Genomic DNA, 24867 nt, shown 5'->3' on the forward strand with positions numbered 1-24867 from the left:
CCCTTTTTTGTACAACATAGTTAGCTTCGTAAGCATTTACGGAGTGTATTTTTTGCGCGGTCTGCTAACGCTGACCACAACATTATTACATCGTCTTCCATATCCTAGTCTTAAATAGCCAATCTGCTGCCGGTGAGTTCTTCGCCGGCAGTTTCTCTTTTATCTGTTATCAACAGCGACTGTATTCAGTGCACCATTCTGCTGCAGCAAATTGTACATATAACTGGCTCTGAATTGCTGTCCGTTTATTTCATACAACGGATCATTACTACCCATTGAATCCTGCACAGCATCTGCAGATACATACAATGGATGCACAGCATCTCTTGCAAAAATATTGGAAGCTGCAGGGTCCAGAACGTAGGTATCATCATCATAAGGAATAGACAACGCTTCTCTTGACAGTTTGAGATTGATCGACAGATGATTCATGTAATCGCTGATAAACAACTGTCTGTTGAAATGATTCCGGTCTCCGTGAGATAATTGCCGGGCGGCAGCCGTCATCAATTCTTCTGTATATTTTACCAATGAGGGATTATAGATATTCACACGATCTGCATACAGGTTCCACAGATGTCTGACCCCTTCTAATGAAGCCGCAGCTTCTTTCATACTTTCACATGCTTCCGGAGAATCAAAACCACTGATTCCCAGTGAGATGATTCTTACAAGTTCCAGACGCATTGCGTCAAATAATTGTGCATCTGTAGGAGCGGGGCGCTCATTTTCCTGTACAAGCGTATTCACAGCAGCTGCGAGTTTACGCGCTTCCACATAAGCCATTTGTGTATCTGCAATCTGTAATGAAGGATATAAAAGACGCTCTATCTGCTGAAAGGCTTTGCCTTCTTTATTGGCAGTAGTATCATCACTTTTGCCATTGATCAGTTGTACTGTAAATGGGTTAAAATATTCTGCAAGTACTTCTATCTCCTTATAAGCCAGTCGTGATTCACAGAAAGCCTGTTGTACAGTTGCTGATGACTGATGGGTAGCCAGTGCATTACATAGGTTATCCACTTTCGTTTTCAGTTTGTTGACGCCGGGTACATACCATGACAGCACATTTTGAGATGGAGCACCAGGTTTCTGTCTGCATTCGTAGATACTAAATACACAAATGGCAATCAATAAAGTGGCAATCACAATAATTAATACACGCATATACCTTTTATTTCACCAGTTATTTAAAGCATTCTAATTTTATCCATATAAACTGATGTCAGCATAATAGCATGGCATTACCGGTGGGCTGGCTAACAAGCGGAGCAGTTATCCCTGATAATCATTATTATGTGAACAGTTGTAGGTAGTCTTATTTTTTCTAAGATAAAGACAACTTGTTAAATCAGCGTTACGCCTATTTTAAGTTAACTTTAAAATAGCGCAGCATAAATCAGTCCATAAATGCCAAGGTCAAATAGAATACTACCCATCCAGCCTATTCAGGATGTATTAGAAACACTGAACCCTTTCAAGGTCAGGAAGCAACGGTTGATGAACTATAATCCGGTGACCGGTCCGCTGACCAGAAAACCGTCTGTTTGTGAGAAGATCACCATATTTAACTACAGTCATACACATTTCGAGGAGGTGACCTTAGCAGGGAACGAAGTGGACGAGATCTTCAAACATATTGATAGTAAGAATACGGTGTGGATCAATGTAGATGGTATTAACAAAGAGACCGTACACAGGATCTGTATTGAATTGGGCGTTCACATCCTGCTGGAGGACGATATTATGAGTGTGGGACAGCGGGCTAAGATGGATGAAATAGGAGATCACCTGTTTTGTTTACTTCCCATGATGTATTTCAACGCGGAGAACTGTACCGTTGATCAGGAACAGGTCAGCATTGTATTGGGAAAGAACTTCGTTATCTCATTTCAGGAGGAAGTCGAAAAAGATGTATTTAATCATGTGAGGGAGAAACTCCGGATCAATAACTCACGAATGCGGTCAGTAGGCGCAGATTATCTCTGCTATTCACTGATAGACACCATTGTAGACAGTTATTATCTCATTATAGAGAAATTGGGAGAAAGGATCGAGTTGATGGAAGACGCTGTACAACATCAGGCCAATACCCGTGCACAGGCCAGAATAAACTTCCTGCGCAAGGAGTTACTGCTGTTCAAACGGGCAATTGCACCTGTGAGAGAGTTGGTAAACGGGTTTCTGAAAAGTGACAGCGATTTATTGGAGGAGCGGACCACCAAGTATTTCAAAGACGTATACGATCATATTATTCAGGCGAATGATCTTGCGGAGAACTATCGTGATATGATACTGAACGTACAGGATTTGTATCATACCCAGCTCAACCTCAAGATGAACGAGATCATGAAGGTACTGGCAGTCGTTACAACCATCATGGCGCCCCTGACTTTCATAGCGGGGATCTATGGTATGAACTTCGACAATATGCCGGAGCTGCATACCAGAAATGGGTATTACTACACCATGGGTTTCATGCTGGTCATGTTGATTGGAATGATTCTGTTATTCAAGAAGAAGCGTTGGTTTTAAGAATTATTTCTTCTTATAGATAGGTACGGTAGAGCAGGGTTCGCCGTACATCAGGCTTTTTACCACAGGTTTCAGCAGACGGGTGATTTCCACATAGGCTGCTTCACCGGCACCTTTATCCCCACAGCCTTTGATTACGACACGTTTATCCACGTATTCGTTCACATCAATAGCACCCAGGCTTTTCATGAACTGCGTCTGGTGAATCTGCTTTTTATCACCGAAAGCGGCGAAATGAGCGACAGATTCAAGGTAGGTCATTACGAGCATATAAGCCCAGAAAGGTATAACGGCATCTGCAGAGCAGAAGATGGCGACATTTTTATTGCGGTATTGTTCCCAGTCGAGTTCCTGTAATGCGGTACGGAAGTCTTTCTCTTTCAGGATCATCTCCATAAATAGGTATGGTTTCAGATCAAACTCCACTATTTCTTCCTTTGGATAGTAATCTTCCAGATCCAGTGTAATGATTCCACTCTGTGCTACCTTATTTACAATCTCTTCCATAGTAAATCACTTTTTACAAATTTACTAAAAAATGGAGCTACGATCCGAAACTATATTGATGACTTTCGATGTATAAGGTCTATAAACAAAAAACCCCGGGCTTAGACCCGGGGCTTTTGTTATAATCAGTTATTTGAAGATTCCTTAAAAGAATTTGCTACGGTTGTCTTCGATTTTGCTCAGTTTTTTCAGCACTGTGAATAACTGGCCATCCAGTGAAGACAGCATGCTTTGTTCGTAAGCACGGCTAACGCTTGCAGGATCCTGACCACCCGGAGTTGCCTGATAGCTATCAACTTTCAGTACATACACACCAGCGTTACCTTCAATTGGAGCGCTAACTTTAGCAGTACCCCATGCTTTATTGAAAGCAGCACCTACAACGCGGGGTTCGAAGCCCATGCTGGCAACGAATGGCGTGCCGAAGCCAATACCATCAGCTTTCTGTTCTGGCTGACTGGTAGCTTTAGATACATCAGCCAGGGAAGCAGGAGATTTGATTTTTTCGATGATCTGAGCAGCTTTCTTCTGTTTTCTAACCTCAGCTTCAACTGAAGGTCTTACATCTTCCAGCGGAGCAGTACCTTCAGCACGAACGGCAGTCAGTACAGCTACAACATAAGTATTGTCGAAAGTGAATACGTTGCTTACAGCACCTTTATCAGAATCATAAGCCCAACGAACGAGTTCACGTGCCTGACCGATACCTGGGATTACGAAATCCATAGGGCGGAGGTTATCAGCGATACGTTTGTTAAGACCTTTTTCCTGAATAGTTTTTTCGAAAGTTTTAGCGTCACGGTTTTTAGAAGCGAATTCGTTTGCTTCAGCGTAAGCTCTGCTATCTGTTTCACGGCTGGGAGATACTGGTTTAGCGAGGTAAGCCAGTTTCACTGCAGAACCGATATTTTTCTGTTCCAGTACTTCAATCAGATGGTAACCAGCAGCAGTTTTTACTACGCCGATAGAACCTTTACCTTTTTCCAGTGCGAAATCTTTGAATTCTTTCAGGAAGTCGGTAGAAGGAGTTACATCATATTCACCACCGGTAGGTTTGCTTCTAACGTCATCAGTATACTGCTCAACCAGTGCTTTGAAGTCAGCACCACCTTTTACAGCAGCTTCGATACTGTCGATACGTACTTTAGCCAGTGAATCAGGTAAGCCACCGCCTTGTTGATTCTGGGTAGCAATTAATATATGACGTACTTTAACGCTATCCGGTAAAGTTTTACGATCGATCATCTTAGCATAAACGATCAGGTTATTATCATAATAAGGACCGAATACGGCGCCAACCGGCAAAGTAACCAGTGTATCTTTCTGCGGAACCATCAGTGCGCTTTTAGATACATAACTATCATAATAAGGCAGGTCTGAGTTACGGTTGATGAAAGCTGCGATATCGGTATTGCTGATAGTGTCCAGTTCCTGTTTTGCATCCACGAGGACTTTCAGGGTGGCAGCTGTATCAGCAGCAGAAGGGATCACGTTGAAAGCGAGGTAATCAACTTTACGGGATTCTTCTACTTTGAACAGTTCTTTATGACTGTTGATGAAGCTATTCAGATCGCTGTCAGATACTTTAATAGTGGAGTCAGCGATAGAGGCGTATGGTACAGATACATAAGATATAGATGCAGTCTGTCCGTTATCCTGGATTTGCTTTTCAGCTAACCATTTAGGATAATATACGGCCTGTTTGATCAGGGAAAGATATTTCTCAGATACTCTTGACTGAGCAATGTATTCTTCCAGCTGGAGGAGTCCTGCACGCATCTGACCGGTTTTATCCTGGCTGATGCTGGCAAGTACCTGCTGCATACGCGCGCGGTCAAACTGTCCGGTTTTCTCATCAGTGAACTGCTGAGTAATAATAGGACTAGGATTTTTGCCGGTGAACTGGTCTTTAATTTCTTCTTCGGTAACAGCCAGACCCAGTTTTTCGTACTGAGCGCTCAGGATGTTATCGCTGAGGAATTTAGTCCATGCTGATTCACGGGCCTGCTGAGTGATCTGTTCGTTCAGAGCGCCGTTAGACATGCGCATTCTGTCCTCAGCATTTTTAATCATCTGCTGATACTCGGTGAATTCGAGTTCCTTGCCATTTACTTTACCAACAGTTGTGGAGCGGCGAATAAGAGAGTTTTTGCCGAAAAAGGCGTCCTGCAACAGGAAACTAACAATAGCCAGGCAGATCACTACTACGATCACCACAGCATATTTATCCCTGATCTTCTGAATAACTGACATATATTATATAGTCTAAATTTTTTAAGGAAAGCAAAAATATAATAAAATAACTGTAACTACAAAAAGGTTTTTATTGACCGAAACCCAATACAGTAAAGGGTTTGCGCCATGTTATGGTGAATTTTGGTTCAGAGGTCATTCACAGGTTATCCACATTTGTCATGATTTTTGTACCAGGTTGTTTGTTGGACCCAGGAATTTTTTAATACGGCTACAGACCATTATTTCAGGAAAACGGCTGCTCAGGAAACATGTGTTTGGTTATTCACAATTCACAGGCAGGCAAAATCTTCATTCACATAAAATTGTGTAAAAAGATTCATGTAAAGCTAAAAAAGCAAATTCAACCTGTGATAACTTTTTAGTTGTAGTTTATCCACATTGGCTGTTAAAAAACTGGCAAAAGTTGTCCAATATCTTCTTAAAAACCCTCGTTCGGCTACCTGAAAACTAATTTTGTTATTTCGGAAGAAAATGGTCCGGTTCGCAAAAGTGGATTTTTGGGGATTGTTTTACCCCGCTATTAACATTTTCTTAATACAGGTCACGCTAAGAAATTATTCACGGAAAACGATATCCACGGGTGTGGATTAAAATAGGGTTTTTCAGGACTATGGCCAATCTCGACTGTTAATTTATTGTGGATAGCCGTGGCAAAAAGAATAACAACTACATTTGTACACGACGGTCAAAATTTGTTTTCACATATTCACAGCCCTAATAGTAGTGGGTTTTTCTTTTTTAAAAAAATAACTAGATATATAATTATGATGAGGGAGCTCGAAATTGCTAAAAGCGAACTTCAAAAAAAAGGGTACCTCGACCTGCCGGTTGATGTACGTCTTGATCTTTTTGCGGAAATCGAAAGATTGAAGAAAGAAAAAAATGCGATTGTCCTGGCGCACTATTACCAGGAACCAGATATTCAGGATGTGGCCGACTACATCGGGGATAGTCTGGGCTTAAGTCAGCAGGCTGCAAAAACGGATGCTGACATGATCGTTTTTGCCGGTGTACACTTTATGGCAGAAACGGCAAAAATTCTGAGTCCGCAGAAAAAGGTCTTACTTCCCGACCTGAAAGCGGGTTGTTCACTGGCCGACAGTGCTCCTCCGGAACTTTTCAGAAAATTCAAGGAAAAGCACCCTGATCACCTCGTAATTTCCTACATCAACTGTTCGGCGGGTATCAAAGCGCTCAGCGATATCATCTGTACGTCTTCTAACGCCGAAAAGATCATCGAGAGCGTTCCGAAGGATCAGCCGATCATTTTTGCCCCCGACAGGAATTTAGGGGCTTATTTGTCCAAAAAAACGGGAAGGGACATGTTGTTGTGGAACGGTGCCTGCATGGTACATGAGATCTTCTCTCTTGAAAAGATAACAAAATTGAAGATCCGTCATCCGAAAGCCAAGGTGATAGCGCATCCGGAATGTGAAGCAGCTGTTCTTGAAATTGCCGACTACATCGGATCGACTACAGGCCTGCTGAATTTTTCCAAAAAAGATGATGCGAAGGAATACATCGTGGTAACCGAAACCGGTATCCTTCATCAGATGCAAAAAGAGAATCCTTTCAAAACTTTCATTCCGGCTCCGCCGAATAATGCGTGTGCATGCAATGATTGTCCACACATGAAGTTGAATACTCTGGAAAAGTTGTACCTGTGCATGGAATACGAGGAACCGGAGATCACAATGAATGAACAATTGAGGATCGCGGCGAAAAAACCGATAGAAAGGATGTTGGAGATCTCCGCACACTACGGATTGTAGTTAAATAACTGAAAAACAACGGTTTATAACTTAATTTTGGTCTAATTTATCATATTATGGCCTGATTAGCATGCTAATCAGGCCTTTTTTATGCCCGTAAAGGGCTTATGGGCAGCTTGCTTCAGGTCGTTTCAGCCCCTTATACGAGCTATTATGTGCTATAGCATTCGTTTTTCCTACCGCTTATAGATCAAATATTCAGAAAAATACTGTACCCCCCTACGGTATTTTGCTTATCAGACGATTCTCAGCGCCTTCATTTCGGAAGGCCTTATCCCTGCAATAGATGTGTTCTTTAGGGGAACTGGTCGGTTTGGGAGGTTCTCAGCCGTTTTTGCGAAGGCTTTATAGCTTGGACGAAGTACAAAACTCTGTAGTACCCCACAGGATTTTCAAGTTGACTCCAATTATGCGGCTTTCATTTTTGAAGGGCTTATGGTTGCGATGAAATTCACATTATGTGAATTGCTATAAAACAATAAAATCTAAGCCCTTTATTTTGAAGGCTTTGAGCTTTTCATGAATGTGGATATCCTGTGGGTACCTACAGGTTTTTGGTTTTTATTGAATTGAGAGCGCCTTCATTTTTAAAGGCGCTGAGATTGCGACGAAAATGCAAAAACAAGTGTGTATAAGATCGATTTAATTCTGAGCCCTTTATTTTGAATGCCTCGTGGTTGCGATGAAGTAAAATTCCTGTAGGGGACCACGGATTTTTAGAATAGATTTAAAATATGGACCGTTTATTTTTGAACGGCTTATGGTTGAAACGAAATGCTGGAATCGGGGGATTGTAAGGATCGTCTGATTCTCAGCGCTTTCATGAAGCTGTTATAGCTGCGATGAGTTTAAAAACCTGTGGATACCCACAGGTTTTCATTTTTGATGGAAAACAGGAGGCTTTCAGAAATGAGTGGCTTATAGTGGAGACGAAATTTTGAGATTCGGGGATTTATAAGGGTCATCTAATTCTCAGGGCTTTCATGAATGCCTTATGAATGAAATGCTTTTTTAGTCCTGTGGGTATCTACGTGAATATCTTTTTTATGGAGAATATAGCGTCTTCGAAAATGAGTGCCTTGTAGTTTGAACGAATTTTGATTGTAGGGGAGATGGTAGGTACGATTTAATTCTCAAGGCCTTAGTGAAGGCGTTTAGGTTGAAGTGAATAAAAATTGCTGTGGGTAACTACGGATATTTAAATCAGAACGAAAATACGAGCTCTTAAATTTTGAACCGCTTATAATTGCAATGAAAAACAAGCAGTTGAACTGTATATCAGCGGTTTAAATCTCAGACGTTTTATGAATGGTCTGTAGTTTTGACGGACTTTTTTACCGTGGGTAACTACGGAGATGTCTTTTTTAGGAGAAATATGAGGGCTTCATTTCTTTGGTCTCACTTTTTGTGGATAAACTGGCCGATAATTATCTAAAAACTGATTTTCATGCTAAATAATTTTTTGAAGGCGCTGAGATTTCGTTATAAATAGCTCATACTGTAGGTCTCTACAGCTTTTCTTCGTTTATGAAAATTATAAGGCCTTCATTTTCCTGAATCGTCGGATTTTTTCGAAATTTTTTTGCTTTCTTATCTATTTTGTGAATTTATGTGGATAAGGAGGGCAAATTCGCGGGGTAAACATGGAAAAAGGGTCGATATCCACAAATTTGCTCTTTTTTTAAGCAAAATTTTTTCTTTTTAATGAGTTGGGATGTGGAAAACCGGTCCATTTTTTCAAAAATTTTCTTATTTTTTCTTTTTCGAAACTTTGGAGATAGCTTATGCACAAAAATTGTTTATGAACTTGTGGAGAAAGGGGAGTATTGCCGCTAAAATCTATAAAGAAATTTATTTTTTTACCCGAAAATGTTAATAACCGCGTAGTTTTTTTCCAATTTCTGAAAAATTCTTGGATGCAATGACCTCAAAAGTGATTTAACGCATACTTTATCCACAAAAATTTGTAGTTAACCAATAAAAGCAAGTTGTATTAAACTATTAAATCTCTAAAACTTAATTTTTCTTCTGAAAAATGTGAATAAGCGCCTTCGATTTCACGAAATTTCTTTTCTTCTACTATAAATTCTATTCATCCCCATCAGTTTTCCACAAAATTTTTCTACTTTCTCTGCAAATGCCCTCTGCGACGGAAATTTTTCTTTTTTTTGGAGTTAATCCACGTCTTGCTCCTATCTCTTTTTCTAATATCGGTCTGTTTTTTCGTTTGTTTATGTCTGTCTAAGCTTGTTCCAGAAGCGTCATTTAGAAACAAATGCCTTTTTAAGCCCTTTTTATCGGCTATTCGAGGCTACAATAACACTGGAATGAGATAGCGCGTAAAATGAAGAATACGGTGACATCATTGTTAATAGTCACGTGCTAATATTGGTTGATTGAATAGTATGTTAGTAGTCAGACTTTCTTAATGCTACGTTATACTTACGTTTAAAACGTAGCATTATCGTAGGATGAGTATAGTATAAGTATAGATAAAAGGGGGAGATGGTAATTGAGGTGTATAATTTTATAGGATACTAGAAGATAAAAAATCCGAATGATACGCTGTTTTACTAGCCTATTGAGCTGCCAAAGTATCATTCGGATTTTCTATTAGACCAATTCTTCGACCCATATATAGTCTGCTTCTGTTTTACGGAGGGAAAGATTATAACCGGCTACCATGATTGAAATCGGATCTCCTAGTGGGGCGATCTTTTCTATTTTCACTGTTTCACCGGGTACACAACCCATTTCCATTAACTTAAGGTGCAAATCATCTTTTTCAAAAGATGTGATAACGGCACTTTTTCCAATAGCAAGGGAAGACAATTTAATCACTCCTTTTTTCATCCGTTGTAATTTAATCTTTAATGCCTGAAGTGTTTCGATCTTAGCAGGTAACAAAATTGTATCTCTTACTAAGTGATGCAACAAAGGTACTGGCTGACACTCAATCGAACAAAGACGGGGGAGGTGTAATCCGAAATTTCACCATATTTTTACATTCTCAATCAATTACAAAATAAGTTCGAGGTATGGCAATCAATTTTACTGCACATGAGGTGAAAGTAAATCTTAAGAATAAGACGAAGCTAAAGGCGTTTATAAAAGCTTTATTTGCTGAGGAAGGTCAGGGGATGAAGAGTATGCAGTATGTTTTTTGTAGTGACGATTACCTTTTAGGAATTAATCAGCAGTTTCTGCAGCATGATACACTCACCGATATTGTCACCTTCGAAATGGGAGAGGATCCTGATGTCACAGAAGGCGAAATTTATATTAGCATCGATCGCGTTCGCGACAATGCGGAAAAATTCAAGGTGACAGAAGAACAGGAATTGCATCGGGTAATTTTTCATGGTGCTCTTCATCTTTGTGGTTACAAAGACAAAACTAAAGACCAATCTGCTAAGATGAGGGAGATGGAAAATCAGTGTCTCGAGAGATATTTTAGCTGAGAAATATTGAATGTTCCACGTGGAACATTTTGTAAAACCGGGTCGTTGAGATCCGGTTTTTTGTTTTTGAAGGGGACATTTGTGAAGGGTTGGCAACTAGATGAACAATTTTTCTAGTCCTATTACGTAGTGAGGTGATAGCTGTAAATCGGTGATATTATCGTTTAGTCTTTTATCAACATCGCAGGAATACGGGTGCTGTTGCGGCGGGCCCCTGGCATTCGGTTTAAGGTGGGACACGGGCTGATGCCCTTTAGTAGAGAATTGCTATTGGGCGTTGTCAAGCGTGGTTGGCTGGGTGGTGCTATTGAACCTTATCAATCGTATGAGGATCTACAAAGGGCTAAGGCCCATGTCTCCACCTTAAACCTGCTGCTCAAAAGCCGTCCTATATATTTTATCACTGACGAGACAATTATGTTGGACTGACGTGTTGCTGTTGGTCTGTATGCTTAAGGGATGATATAAATATTGAGATTGGATGTTTGTTGTCAGGGAGAGCTCATAGCATTCGGTTTAAAGTGGGACACGGGCTGATGCCCTTTAGTAGAGAATTGCTATTGGGCGTTTTCAAGCGTGGTTGGCTGGGTGGTGCTATTGAACCTTATCAATCGTACGAGGATCTACAAAGGGCTAAGGCCCGTGTCTCCACCTTAAACCTGTTGCTCAAAAGCCGCCCTATATATTTTATGACTGACGAGACAATTGTGTTGGACTGACGTGTTGCCGTTCGTCTGTATGCTCAAGGGATGATATGAATATTGAGATTGGATGTTTGATGTCAGGGAGAGCTCATAGCATTCGGTTTAAGGTGGGACACGGGCTGATGCCCTTTAGTAGAGAGGTGCTATTGGGCGTTTTCAAGCGTGGTTGGCTGGGTGGTGCTATTGAACCTTATCAATCGTACGAGGATCTACAAAGGGCTAAGGCCCGTGTCTCCACCTTAAACCTGTTGCTCAAAAGCCGCTCTATATATTTTATGATTCATGTGGCAATAGTGTGGACTGACGAGTTTATTAGAATTATAGTAACTGTTTGCCGTACGATTAAGAGTGGGATAGCTTGCTCCTTCTAAATGATCATTATAAGGTCTATACTTCATTCAGCGATTAGATATATAAAGGTTCCTGCCCAATAAATTATTGATCTAAGCTTTACGGTCTTTTGGTTAATAGAGATAACGCTCTAAGTTGGATATTAAGGTTTTCAGAAAATATTTGAAGGACTAAACTTATGAATGCAATTCTCGTATTCTATTACTGAGATCTATGTCTATGATAAAGACAATCATCCTGCCCACTTGATGATTAAAAAGTGATCTGAAATGATTTTATAGAACATAGATTTTCAGACCTAAAGAAGACCTGATAGGACAGAGGTAGTAATAGCTCTTTAAATAATGTACACCTGAATGTGTTTTATATAAATTCTAAAGAAGAGATCTAAAGCCTAGATACCTTCTTTAGTCAAAGTTGCAGCACATCTTTATTCAAAGTTTCAAAGCAGTGTCGACAAACTTCATCAGTAGGAATATATCCAAAGCACACTCGGGAACTGCCATGAAGGACAATTTGTGCGGCGGGTTTGAGAAGGAACTGTCGGGCCTTAGCCCTTCGACAATCCTACACGTTTGATAATGCTTCATAGCACCACCCAGCCACCATGCTTGACAACACCCAATAGTAATTCAAGAAGAAGGGCATCATCCCGATAGCCCTTCTCAAACCCATAGCAGTAAGTCACTGTTCTTACCAAAAGAGAACAACCGCGTTATAAGCACTATCCAATCTCAATGCCTTGTAACAACCAACAATGTTTTCAACAAACAACATCAGTAAGAACATATCCGAAGCTCACTCGGGAACTGCCATGAAGGACAATTTGTGCGGCGGGTTTGAGAAGGAGCTGTCGGGCCTTAGCCTTTCGACAAATCCTACACGCTTGATAATGCTTCAATAGCACCACCCAGCCAACCACGCTTGACAACGCCCAATGGCAATTCAAGGAGAAGGGCATCAGCCCGATAGCCCTTCTCAAATCCATAGCAGTAAGTCACAGTTTCTTACTAAAAGAGAACAACAGCATAATAGGGACCACCAATCTCAATGTCCTTAACAACCAGCAATGTTTTCAACAAACAATATCAGTAAAAACATATCCAAAGCACACTCGGGAACTACCATGAAGGACAATTTGTGCGGCTGGTTTGAGAAGGAGCTGTCGGGCCTTAGCCCTTCGACAAATCCCACACGTTTGATAATGCTTCATAGCACGACCCAGCCAACTACGCTTGACAACGCCCAATAGCAATTCAAGGAGAAGGGCATCAGCCCGACAGCCCTTCTCAAACCCACTGCAGTAAATCACTGCTTTTACTAAAACAGAACAACTGCATTTAGGAATATCATCCAATATGAATGTCTCTCAATAGCTCCAACAACTGTCACATAAAACAAGCATATAAACGCCCCTTAGATATACACCTAAATAAAATAATGTAATCTTACTCGTAGCTAACATCTACACATCCTAAAATAGGAGTGACCTACAACTGAGAAAATTAAGCCTTGAAGTCATTATACACCTGAAGCGATAACTAGAATTTTTCAATTGAAGTAAGTATTTTGACTCTTATCCGCACGATTTACTATTCCACTAAAAGAAACAATTACACCATCAAACATTAGGTTACCAATCCCGAAACATCGAATCATAAGGTATTAAATCATTCAGGCTTCTTAGCCAAACATGCACTAACTTACACTCACCAACCATTCATTTCACAATGAAATTTCAGATGTTCCACGTGGAACATTACATGTCCCCGCTTCTATGTACCTTTGCATTTCTATTTAAATAAAATTATGTTTCCATCATACGATGTAATTGTGGTAGGCGCCGGACATGCCGGTTGCGAGGCTGCAGCTGCCGCTGCAAACATGGGGTCAAAAGTCCTTTTGGTCACCATGAACATGCAAACGATAGCTCAGATGAGCTGCAACCCAGCAATGGGAGGAATCGCCAAAGGACAAATTGTAAGGGAGATTGATGCACTGGGAGGATACTCCGGAATCGTAACTGACCAGTCCATGATTCAATTCCGTATGCTGAACCGTTCCAAAGGACCAGCAATGTGGAGTCCGCGTACGCAGAACGACAGAATGTTGTTTGCCGCTAAGTGGAGAGAAGCATTGGAACAAACACCTAACGTTGACTTCTATCAGGATATGGTAAAAGGACTGCTGGTGAAAGATGGACGTTGCTATGGTGTAGTGACAGGATTAGGACACGAAATAAAAGCAAAATCTGTTGTGCTTACCAACGGGACATTCCTGAATGGAGTGATGCACATCGGAGATAAACAGTTCGGTGGAGGTCGCGTAGCAGAAAAAGCAGCTACCGGAATTACTGAACAATTAGTATCCCTCGGCTTCGAAAGCGACAGACTGAAGACAGGTACACCACCAAGAATCGATGCCAGAAGTCTGGATTATTCGAAAATGGAAGAACAACCTGGTGATGATGTGATCACCGGTTTTTCTTATCTGGACGTTGAGAAGATTAAACCCGAACAACAGAGAAGTTGCCATATCACCTATACAAGTGATAAGGTGCATGAAATGCTGAAGACAGGTTTCGACAGATCTCCTATGTTCCAGGGTAGAATTCAGGGTGTAGGACCAAGATACTGTCCAAGTATTGAAGATAAAATTAACCGTTTCGCTGAAAGAGACAGACACCAGCTGTTCGTAGAACCAGAAGGTTGGAACACCGTTGAAATCTATGTGAATGGATTTTCAACCTCCCTGCCGGAAGATGTACAATATAAAGCACTGCAATTAGTGCCCGGATTTGAGAACGTAAAAATGTTCCGTCCGGGTTATGCGATTGAGTACGATTACTTCCCACCAACCCAATTGCAATTCTCTCTGGAGACAAAACATATCCAGAATTTGTTTTTCGCCGGACAAATCAACGGAACTACCGGATATGAAGAAGCAGCATGTCAGGGTCTGATGGCAGGTATCAATGCTCACCTCAAAGCAAGTGGTCAGGCACCATTTGTATTGAAAAGAAGTGAAGCATATATCGGTGTACTGATCGATGACCTTATCAATAAAGGCACCGACGAACCATATAGAATGTTCACCTCAAGAGCAGAGTTCAGAACTTTGCTCAGACAGGATAACGCAGATTTACGTCTGACAGAACAGAGTTTTGAAATGGGACTCGCCAGACAAAACAGGTTAGATAAAGTGATTGTGAAGAAAGAAGGAGTGGAGAAGATCAAAGCTATTCTGAAAGAATTACCTGTTGATCCGGAAGAAATCAACCACCTGTTGGCCGAGAAAAATACTTCACCACTGCCTCAGCGTATGCGCGCTTATCAGATCCTGTTAAGACCTACCATGGATATCTTCTCCATGAAAAACAACGTAGCGAAGATCGGAAAAGCACTGGCCGAATTTGGAGACGAAACTTTGGAACAGGCAGAAATCCAGATTAAATATGAAGTATATATTGAGAAAGAAAATGACCTCGTGAAAAGAATGAGTCAGATGGAAGATCTGCTCATTCCTGATGGATTCGATTATACCAAATTGGTGTCCCTGAGCGCAGAAGCCAGACAGAAATTTAATAAGATTCGTCCGCGTACCCTCGGACAAGCCAGCAGAATCAGTGGCGTAAATCCTAGTGATGTACAAATCCTGATGGTCTATATGGGACGCTGATAACAATAATATTTAGCCAAAAAATAAAAATACATGCTTGTTAGGGGCATGTATTTTTTTTGTCTATATTCGTCAAAGACCGAATCCTTGGACCCTGAAAGAAGATGCATGAGATTGAACCTATGACTCGACCGGACCTATTTTTTTTCATCCACACGAAATTTCTAACGAAGCAGGCAGAAATTTATTTATAGTTCATTCCACTGATTTACCTGATTAGTGCATCTATGAATTTATTCACCACCCGATTTCCTGGAAAATTTACCTGAACATTTTTTAAACGGAACATTGTGCTTTTTGTTACACGTGTAACAAGACACATATGTCGTTATCATAAATTGTAGTTGATAGTAATTTATTCAAAATAAAAGTTAAGGTTAAATTAGAAGTATATACACCCGGACCTTGTCTATGGACTGGGCTTTTTCCTTAATTTTTATTAAAAAATTGATTTTCAATCATTTGATTGGTTATTTGCCTTGAAAAAGTGACTTTATAAGCTCCTTAAATTTGGACGATCGGGTAGTGGGTAATGATAATGTTCCATAAAGTGGGTGATTGGCTGAAATGGGCTTTAAAATGCGTTTTATACTTTATTGCATATTTAGTAATTTGTTTTTACATAAAAAGGCACAGTATATGCTCAATACCTTACTCACCTGCACCGCTTTATTAACTTCTATGATGTTGTCAGCACAAACAGATACGACTAAGGAAAAATATCTCCTGATTGGTACTTATACAAAAAGTGCAGATGAAGGGATCAATGTATATGCGTTTAACACAAGCACCGGAACATTACGTTATGTAAGTACCGCAAAAGGTGTGGATAATCCTTCCTATCTCGTGATTGCGCCAGATCAACAACATGTTTACTCCGTAAATGAAAATAATGAAGGCGGCGTAAGCGCCTTTGAATGGGATACCATCAATGGTAACCTCACCTTCCTGAATAAGCAGGCCTCCGGTGGAGCAGCACCTTGTTATATCACCACAGATGCAGATGGAAAGTATGTGATTGTAGGCAATTATAGCGGTGGTAGTCTTTCTGTATTGCCCGTACGCAACGACGGTAGAATTGATGCACCTGTGCAGACAATAGAACATACCGGTACAGGTCCCAATAAAGAAAGACAGGAGAAACCACACGTACACTGTACCGTATTTGGTCCTGATAAAAAGACATTATTCGTATCCGATCTTGGAATAGATCAGGTAGTCATTTATAATTATAAACAAGGCGACGTATTGCCACTGGTGCCTGCTGATACAGGTTATACTGCATTGAATCCCGGCGCGGGGCCAAGACATATTACTTTCCACCCAAATGGGAGATGGGCATATATTATTCATGAACTGGATGGTAAAGTAACAGCCTTTAATTACGTAAGAGGAAGACTTATTCCTTTTCAAACCTTGTCAACACTCCCTGTAGCATATAAAGGACCTGTCTCTGGCGCTGATATTCACATCTCTCCGGATGGCAAATTTTTATATGCTTCCAACAGGGATAAATTGAATAATATTGTTATCTACAGCATAGATCGTAAGAACGGTCAGCTGGTCAAAAAAGGTGAACAACCTTCTGGTGGAAAAGCACCGCGTAATTTTATGATAGATCCTGATGGAAACTATTTATTGGTCGCCAATCAGAACACTGATAACGTAGTTGTATTTAAAAGAAACAAACTGACAGGACTACTCAAACCAACCGGTCAGGAGATAAAAGTCCCCAAACCGGTTTGCTTAAAAATGATCGGGACGAATTAACATTTGCTGCTGAATAACGATATCTGATTGGCATAACTTTTTCATAAAAAACTAAAACGATAAGATCATGAAAAAGAAAGTCACTAAACCAACAGATAAGAAATCCGAACTGACAGAAGATGAAAAATTCCCGGGTTATCCTGCTTACCCTGCTAGTGAAGATATCACTTACAGAGGCGAACAGGAAGATCTCGATGTGGAAAAAGTAACCAGATCTTCACGTATAAATAATGAACTCGCAAGAGAACCTTTTGTTGATTCCGGTGAGATGGATGAAGGACTGGACGTGCCAGGTGCAGACCTTGATGATAGTAATGAAATGATAGGAGAAGAAGATGAAGAAAACAATTACTATAGCCTCGGTGGAGACAGGCATGAAGATCTCGAAGAAGATAACGATAACGCCTGATCACATACTATATATACTATAGTAACGGAGTCAATAATCTGCATGCGCCGTCTATAAACTTTTGCCACAGCGAACGATTCTTCCATGAACGACGATCGATGTGTACAGAGTCTTGCAGATCCTGTTCAAATGCTGCATTTAGTTTATGAACAAAAGTCTTGTCATAAACGACTACAGCAATTTCACTATTCAGATAAAAACTCCGATAGTCAAGGTTTACAGAACCAACAATTGCAAGATTATCATCTATTGCAATTGACTTCGCATGTATAAAACCTTTCTGATAAAAATACACTTTCACACCTGCATCAAGTAACGACTTGATGTAGGATTGTGCTGCATGTTGTACAAAAAATGAATCACCGCGGAAAGGCAAAATAAGCTGCACTGTTTTACCTGATAATGCAGCCATTTGCAATGCAGTTAATATCTGTTCATTAGGAATAAAATATGGATTGCTGATACGGATAGAACGACGCGCATTATTAATCGCCATCAGTATCGTCTGCATCGCCATCGGAAACTCAGAATCTGGTCCGCTGGCTACAATATCTGCAAAGCAATTTTCATTGAGATCTGAACGATGAAAATAAGGTGGACTAAATGGAAATGTTTGTTTGCTGCAATAACGATAACTCATCATAAACTGCAGCTGCAAAAGATTGACAACATCACCCTCTAATTTCAGATGTGTATCTCTCCAGAATACCGGATGTTTTGCATTATTCAGATAACGATCGTCTATATTGATACCACCGGTAAACCCTACTTCACCATCGATAATAATGATCTTTCTGTGATTGCGATAATTCGCATTCAGATAGAAATTAATCAGCACCGGCGAAAATGCAAAGACCTCAGCGCCGTTCTCTTCTAACAGATCCGGTATATCACCTATCTTGTCACTACCCAGATCATCATAGATAAATCGTACTTCTACACCTGCTCTCAGTTTCTCCAGTAATATCTCCGCTATTTCATTTCCTACATCATCTGAAGCAAAGATGTAATACTCGATATGTATATGATGTTTAGCTGCTCTCAGCGCTTCCATTACTGCAGGATACTTCTCTTCTCCATTCAGTAGTAACTGTATCCGGTTATCACAGGAAAGAACAGAATGCCGCGTATTCAACAACATGGCCGAGATCTCCTGTTTACTGGCTACCTGCTTCCGGAGTTGCAACTGCATCTGATCAATTTCTTTTCTCTGAGATTCCCAGTAACGTAACATAAGGGTTTCATCCTTGCTGCCCTTCAACGTAAACCGGCGTTTCTTGCGGAGATCTCTTCCCAGATAATAGTATACTACTAATCCCAGTATGGGGACAAATACCAGCAGCATGATATATGCCATCGCCTTAACGGGATTCCGGTTTTCCAGCAGAATAGTACCTACCACACCCAAAAAGGAAAGTGAAATCAGCACATACCCTATAATTTTCAATGCGATGTGCCAGTTTGTGCCCCAGAGAAAGTATAATGCCTGATACACGGAAATGATTAATAGTTATGTGAATAAAGGTAATAGTAATATTATTAGAATAAATTATCGTCAATAATCGTTCTTAACATAAATTATCATTTTTTTGTTCTTACAACGAACTGTACATGAAGGAATCAATCCTTATTAAGCTAGAGGCTTCCCGCCGGGAATTACTGGATCTGGGACTACGTAACCCCTTATTGAATTACCGTTTACCCGTAAGTCGTGGAGTACATATTGAACAGGAAAGCATCACCAATATTTATGAAGTACTGGTGAAGCAGAGCAAGGCAATGACCTTCCTCCCCAAAACTGATGTAAAAGAAAAGAAAGAAACAGCAGCAGAAGTAACAGAACCGGTGATATTACCGGAACCTGTCACCTTGCCCGAACCGGAAGAAGTCGTACACGATACCCGGCTACAGACAACTGAAACTGCTACAGCTTTGCAAAACAGACTACTGAATACCTATTACGCTGCACGTACCAGCCTCGAAGAACAGGGTGTCAATATTCTGTTCCTGACATTGGGTATGTTAAAGTGGTATGAAAAGGATAACGGAAAGGAAGCACGGTACGCGCCTTTAATATTAATACCTGTTTCTTTGGAACGCTCCAGCGCAAGAGAACGCTTTCGTTTACGCTATACCGGTAGTGATGTAGAAATGAATCTTAGTCTGCAGACCAAGATCAAAGCAGAATACGGTATTGTATTGCCGGACATGCCGGAGTCAGAAGAAATAGCTGTTACAGAATATATACAACAGATCGATGCCGCTATCAATGGAATGGATGGCTGGGAGGTAACCACAGATGCTGTCGAACTGGGTTTTTTCTCTTTCGGAAAACTAATGTTATATCATGATCTGGATAGCGACGGATGGCCAGCAGATGAACAACCGGCCAATCATCCTATTCTTCAGAGTTTATTTGGGGATGGATTCTCAGAAGGTGCTCCCGAAGTACCGGAAGATGCATTCATCGATACAGAAACTACCGCGCACGAATTACATCAGGTAGTAGATGCAGATGGATCTCAATTACTCGCTATGCTGGCAGTACAGGAGGGACGTAATCTGGTGATACAAGGTCCTCCGGGTACAGGTAAATCACAGACCATCACTAACCTTATTGCCAACGCAATCGGTGAAGGAAAAAAAGTGTTGTTTGTTGCAGAGAAAATGGCGGCACTTGAAGTCGTAAAACGCAGATTGGATAGTATACAACTTGGAGACGCCTGTCTTGAATTGCATAGTCATAAAGCCAATAAAAAAGAATTACATCAGGAGTTAAGAAAAACACTGGAATTACGTAAGCCTGCTATCCTGCAATTACAACAGGAAGTCACCTTGCTAAATGATTATCGTAAAGAACTAAACGATTATAGTATTGCTGTGAATACACCTGTTGGTGAAAGTGGAATTACTCCACAACAACTGATGGGGTATCTGTTACAGCTGAAAGAGCAATTTGTAGATATTACTTTACCGAGAATTGCAATACCGGATATAGATAGCTGGAATGCTTTAAGCATGCAACGCGCAGAAGCGATGGCTGTCAGGATTGAACATCGTCTGAAGGAGACAGGAATGCCATCTTCTTTATTGTTCTGGGGTATCGGATTGACTGTACTTGTTCCCGCTGAACAAGACAGACTTATTCCTGTTTTACAAAAAGCGCTGGATACAACAACATCTCTGCAACATGAAAGTGCGATTATCGCTGGTCAGGTTGGATTACCGATGCCGTTGAACAGAAAGAATAGTATGGACCTTTCTTTCTTTGTACAATTGGCATCTGTGCGTCCTGATATAAGCGGTGTGCAGTTAAGACATCCTGCCTGGTTACAACAGAAAGAAGATATCAAAGAATTACTGCAAACAGGAAAACGCTTACGTCAGATACATCAGGCATATGATGCTATACTTATTCCGGAAGCATGGGATCAGCAGGTGTTGGAAATAAGACAGAACCTGTTGGCATATGGAGATAAATGGTATAAATTTCTGAAAGGAGATTATAACAAAACCAATCGTCAGCTGGCTGCTCTATGTAAAGCAGGAGCACCTGATACTTTGCCCGAAAAACTGGCTTGCGTAGATGCAATACTCGAAGCAAGAAGATTGGACAAACAGTTACAGGAACAGGAAACATTGGCGAAAGAATTATTCCAGCAACGTTGGCAGAAAGGTCAATCTAACTGGGAAGCACTCGAAACCATTACTAATTATATAACGGAAGTACATAAACAAATCAGTTACGGTACATGTACAGCTGTTATCCTTGATTATCTCGAAAAGAATGAGCCGGTTGAAATAGCAAAACGTTATTATGATACCTTGCTGAGAACATTGCAACAACAAGGCGCTGCTATTGATGCAGTGATTGCTGCTTTTGCTTTGAACGAACAACGTCGCTTCAGAGATGTTACGCCACTTCTGCAACGTCCCTATGAAGAACAGATTGTAATGATGCAATCATGGATAGATGGATTACCCGATATACATCATGCGATCTCGTGGAATAATCTGGCGGATACTGCAAAAACAGAAGGCCTGTCAGTATTGACAGAAGCAGTAGCATACTGGCCGGAAGCAGTGACGGCATTAAAAGGTGCATTGCAAAAAACATGGTTTGAATACCTGTGGGAAAAAGCACTCATGACACATGCTTCAATCAGGAAGTTTGAAAGATCAAGTCATGAAGCAGCTGTCAAACAATTTGTAAAATTAGATACACTCAATCTCCAGTATAACAGAGCACGTGCCGCGTTAAAACACTATGAGGGGATCCCTCCATTGGAGGCCGGCGGACAAGTAAACGTATTGCGTACCGAGTTTAATAAAAAGGCGAGACATATGCCTATCCGTAAATTGGTACAGGCAGCCGGACTGGCAATACAGGCCATCAAACCGGTGTTTATGATGAGTCCTCTTTCTATTGCTAATTTCCTTCCACCTGGTTCTTTACAGTTTGATCTGGTCATCTTTGACGAAGCGAGTCAGGTAAGACCTGTTGATGCATTAGGTGCGTTGCTGAGAGGAAAGCAGTTAGTAGTGGTGGGCGATAGTAAACAGTTGCCACCAAGTAGTTTCTTTGATTCACTGATGAAGGAAGTAGACGATGAAGAAAACGTAACTGCAGATATGCCGAGCATACTGGGTATGTGTGACGCACAGGGAGCTCCACAAAGAATGTTGCGTTGGCATTATCGTAGCCGTCACGAATCATTGATTACGATGTCGAATCATGAGTTTTATGAAAATAAACTGGTGATCTTTCCAAGCCCCGGTGCTGCGCATAAGATGGGATTAGTTTATCATCATCTGAAAGAGGCAACATACGATCGTGGTAAAACAAGAACCAATCAACAGGAAGCAGAGGCTATTACTTCAGCCGTGATCGAACATGCAAAACAACATCCTGAAATGAGTTTAGGTGTTGTTGCTTTCAGTACCGCACAGATGCAGGCGATACAACAATCGCTTGAAGCGGCCAGAAAGAAATTGCCGGAGTTGGAATCATTCTTCAAAGCACACCCACACGAACCATTCTTTGTGAAAAATCTGGAGAATGTACAGGGAGATGAGCGTGATGTAATATTTATCAGTATAGGTTATGGTCGTACGCCGGAAGGAACAATCAGTCTTGCATTCGGACCACTTAACAATGAAGGAGGAGAGAAACGGCTGAACGTATTGATCACGCGTGCAAAACAACGATGCGAAGTATTTACGAATCTGACTTCAGATGATATCGATCTGAATAAAACAGAAAGCGAAGGTGTACGTGCTCTGAAGAACTTCCTGTATTTCGCGCAACATGGTTCTATGCATCGATCTTATGCAGATGGATTGCCTGCAAATATTCCTTTTGAAACATTGGTTGCAGAACAACTGACAGCTGCAGGTTATAACGTGAAAAAACAGATTGGCAGCAAAGGATTCTATATTGATCTGGCGATTATTGATCCGGAACATCCGGGCAAATATATCATGGGGATTATGTGTGATGGTGCTGCCTATCATTCTGCCCGTTCTGCAAAAGACAGAGATAGATTACGTCAGCAGGTACTGGAAAATATGGGATGGAATATCTATACTGTATGGAGCACCGATTGGTTCCGTCATCCCGTACGCGAATTGAAAAGACTGATTGCAGCAATTGAAGAGTTGCGTGCAAATGAAGGAGAACCTCAGGAAGCGATTGTACCGGAAGACTATACTATGCTAAGAGAGGAAGAAGAGGAGGGAGCAGATGTGCCATTATACGAAATGGCTGTATTACCAGAGGAAATAGCGTTAAAAGATTTGCATCAACATCCGTCAGATAAACTGAGATCATGGCTGGAAATGATTGTACGCGTGGAGAGTCCGGTGCATGTGGAAGAAGCTACGCGAAGAATACTGGATGCTGCGGATGTATCCCGGGTGGGTAACAGGATTCGTGAGGTATTAAAACAGGCGATAGCAGATGCTGTAGGCAATGATACGGTTGTTGTGAAAGACGAATTCCTCTGGGATGCGGAGATGGAGAAACCGTTGGTGCGCAGCAGAGCGAATCTTCCTTCCGCATCACGAAAGATGACTTATATAGCACCGGAAGAATTAGGAGCAGTTGTTGAGAAAACAGTACAGGATGCAGTTGCAATTACTGTAACAGCAGCAATACCTGTTATTGCAAAAACATTAGGCTTTGCACGTGTAACGGAAGATCTGCGTACAGATTTGCAGGAGGCGGTAGAAAAAGCCCTGGCAGATGGTATCATCTACCAGGACGATGAGTGGTTAAAAGTAAAGTAGTTATTTCTTTAGTATAAAATCTTCTCTGGCTGCCCAGTTGTTGATATCCTGTTTACTCAGGGCGGCAGCCATCAGATCAGGAAATTTATCGGGCGTACAGGCAAACACCGGAATACCCAGATTGGACAGAAATTGTGCATTACCGTGATCATAAGCGGGAGCACCATCATCGTTCAAAGCAAGTAATACGATGACCTGTACGCCCGCTGCTGTTAATTCAGTAGCGCGTTTACGCATCTTATCATCACTTCCTCCTTCAAACAGATCGGTGATCAGTACCAATACCGTATCTGTCGGACGGGTAATGATCTGCTGACAATAGGAGAGTGCCGCCTGTATATCTGTTCCTCCACCAAGTTGTACACCAAATAAAAGATCAACAGGATCTTTCAGCTCTTCTGTAAGATCGGCAACAGCAGTATCAAAGACGACCATACGTGTTTTAATAGCAGGTATGGAAGCCATTACAGAGCCGAAGATACCCGAATAGACAACAGATGAACCCATCGACCCACTCTGGTCAAGACAAAGCACTACGTCTTTCAATGAAGTCGTTCTACGGCCGTATCCAATACGTGTTTCAGGGATGATCGTTTTATACTCCGGTTGATAATGCCGCAGGTTCTTAAGAATAGTTGCGTGCCAGTTGATCTCGTTGTGACGAGGCCTTCTGTTACGGATACTCCTGTGCAGACTTCCGGTAATAGCCTGTAAAGTGGGCTGTGTCAGTTTTTTCAGGAGTTCGTCTACAACACGTTTCACAACTTGCCTCGCCGTGTCACGGGTCTTATCTGGAATAGCATGTTTTAATGTAAGTAATGTAGCCACCAGATGTACATCCGGTTCTACATTTTCCAGCATTTCCTTTTCAAACAACATCTGTGTGATATTCAGGCGTTGTAAAGCATCACGTTGCATAATCTGCACAACAGATGCAGGAAAGAAGGTACGGATATCGCCCAGCCAGCGGCTGACATTAGGAGAGGAAGCACCAAGGCCTCCTTTCTTTTCGCTGTCATACAAAGCTTCCAGTGTTTTATCCATCTGGAGCTCTGTGCCGCTGAGTGAATAACCAGTACCGTCAGATTCATTTCCGCCAAGTACCAGCCGCCATTTATTTAAATCATCCATATCTG

The 24867-nt window shown here is 41.2% G+C and carries 13 protein-coding genes; 7 read left to right on the forward strand and 6 right to left on the reverse strand.

The genetic code is table 11. From position 1 onward, the window contains the following. Positions 1-159 precede the first annotated feature (159 nt). The gene (locus FEF09_RS00750; RefSeq protein ID WP_146302932.1) at positions 160-1167 is read right to left on the reverse strand and encodes a hypothetical protein; all 1008 of its coding nucleotides are present in this window, start codon (positions 1165-1167) and stop codon (positions 160-162) included. 243 nt (positions 1168-1410) lie between these two features. On the opposite strand from FEF09_RS00750, the gene corA reads away from it, so the two are divergent. Further along, positions 1411-2535, forward strand: a complete 1125-nt coding sequence (corA, locus tag FEF09_RS00755) for a magnesium/cobalt transporter CorA (protein ID WP_146302934.1) — start codon at positions 1411-1413, stop codon at positions 2533-2535. Positions 2536-2538: 3 nt separating this feature from the next. Here the strand turns inward: corA and FEF09_RS00760 are convergent, their stop codons facing one another. Further along, entirely contained in the window at positions 2539-3042 is a 504-nt protein-coding gene (locus tag FEF09_RS00760) for a DUF2480 family protein (RefSeq protein ID WP_146302936.1), read from the reverse strand. A 144-nt stretch (positions 3043-3186) separates the two neighbouring features. Continuing rightward, positions 3187-5295: a peptidylprolyl isomerase gene (locus FEF09_RS00765; protein WP_146302938.1), complete on the reverse strand. Its 2109-nt coding sequence runs from the start codon at positions 5293-5295 to the stop codon at positions 3187-3189. Positions 5296-6065: 770 nt separating this feature from the next. On the opposite strand from FEF09_RS00765, the gene nadA reads away from it, so the two are divergent. Then, a complete protein-coding gene (gene nadA / locus FEF09_RS00770; RefSeq protein ID WP_146303377.1) occupies positions 6066-7070 on the forward strand; it encodes a quinolinate synthase NadA in 1005 nt (334 codons plus the stop codon). Between the two features lie 2613 nt (positions 7071-9683). On the opposite strand, the gene FEF09_RS00775 is transcribed toward nadA, so the two are convergent. Next, entirely contained in the window at positions 9684-9923 is a 240-nt protein-coding gene (locus tag FEF09_RS00775) for a ferrous iron transport protein A (RefSeq protein WP_089810480.1), read from the reverse strand. A gap of 185 nt (positions 9924-10108) precedes the next feature. On the opposite strand from FEF09_RS00775, the gene ybeY reads away from it, so the two are divergent. From ybeY to FEF09_RS00795, 4 genes are all read left to right on the forward strand, one after another. Then, positions 10109-10531 carry an rRNA maturation RNase YbeY gene (gene ybeY / locus FEF09_RS00780; protein ID WP_146302940.1) on the forward strand — a complete coding sequence of 141 codons (423 nt, stop codon included), beginning with the start codon at positions 10109-10111 and terminating at the stop codon, positions 10529-10531. Between the two features lie 2864 nt (positions 10532-13395). Further along, a complete protein-coding gene (mnmG, locus tag FEF09_RS00785) occupies positions 13396-15264 on the forward strand; it encodes a tRNA uridine-5-carboxymethylaminomethyl(34) synthesis enzyme MnmG (RefSeq protein ID WP_146302942.1) in 1869 nt (622 codons plus the stop codon). 639 nt (positions 15265-15903) lie between these two features. Then, a complete protein-coding gene (locus tag FEF09_RS00790) occupies positions 15904-17034 on the forward strand; it encodes a lactonase family protein (protein ID WP_146302944.1) in 1131 nt (376 codons plus the stop codon). 67 nt (positions 17035-17101) lie between these two features. Then, the gene (locus FEF09_RS00795) at positions 17102-17443 is read left to right on the forward strand and encodes a hypothetical protein (protein ID WP_146302946.1); all 342 of its coding nucleotides are present in this window, start codon (positions 17102-17104) and stop codon (positions 17441-17443) included. Between the two features lie 16 nt (positions 17444-17459). Here FEF09_RS00795 and cls read toward each other — a convergent pair whose 3' ends face one another. Further along, complete coding sequence (gene cls, locus FEF09_RS00800; RefSeq protein WP_186774140.1) at positions 17460-18938, reverse strand: cardiolipin synthase; 1479 nt, start codon at positions 18936-18938, stop codon at positions 17460-17462. A 116-nt stretch (positions 18939-19054) separates the two neighbouring features. On the opposite strand from cls, the gene FEF09_RS00805 reads away from it, so the two are divergent. Next, the gene (locus FEF09_RS00805; RefSeq protein WP_146302950.1) at positions 19055-23731 is read left to right on the forward strand and encodes a DUF3320 domain-containing protein; all 4677 of its coding nucleotides are present in this window, start codon (positions 19055-19057) and stop codon (positions 23729-23731) included. On the opposite strand, the gene FEF09_RS00810 is transcribed toward FEF09_RS00805, so the two are convergent. Next, the gene (locus FEF09_RS00810; protein WP_146302952.1) at positions 23732-24862 is read right to left on the reverse strand and encodes a VWA domain-containing protein; all 1131 of its coding nucleotides are present in this window, start codon (positions 24860-24862) and stop codon (positions 23732-23734) included. Positions 24863-24867 lie beyond the last annotated feature (5 nt).

This window comes from Chitinophaga pinensis (genome assembly GCF_007896845.1).
GTDB classification, from domain to species: domain Bacteria; phylum Bacteroidota; class Bacteroidia; order Chitinophagales; family Chitinophagaceae; genus Chitinophaga; species Chitinophaga pinensis_C.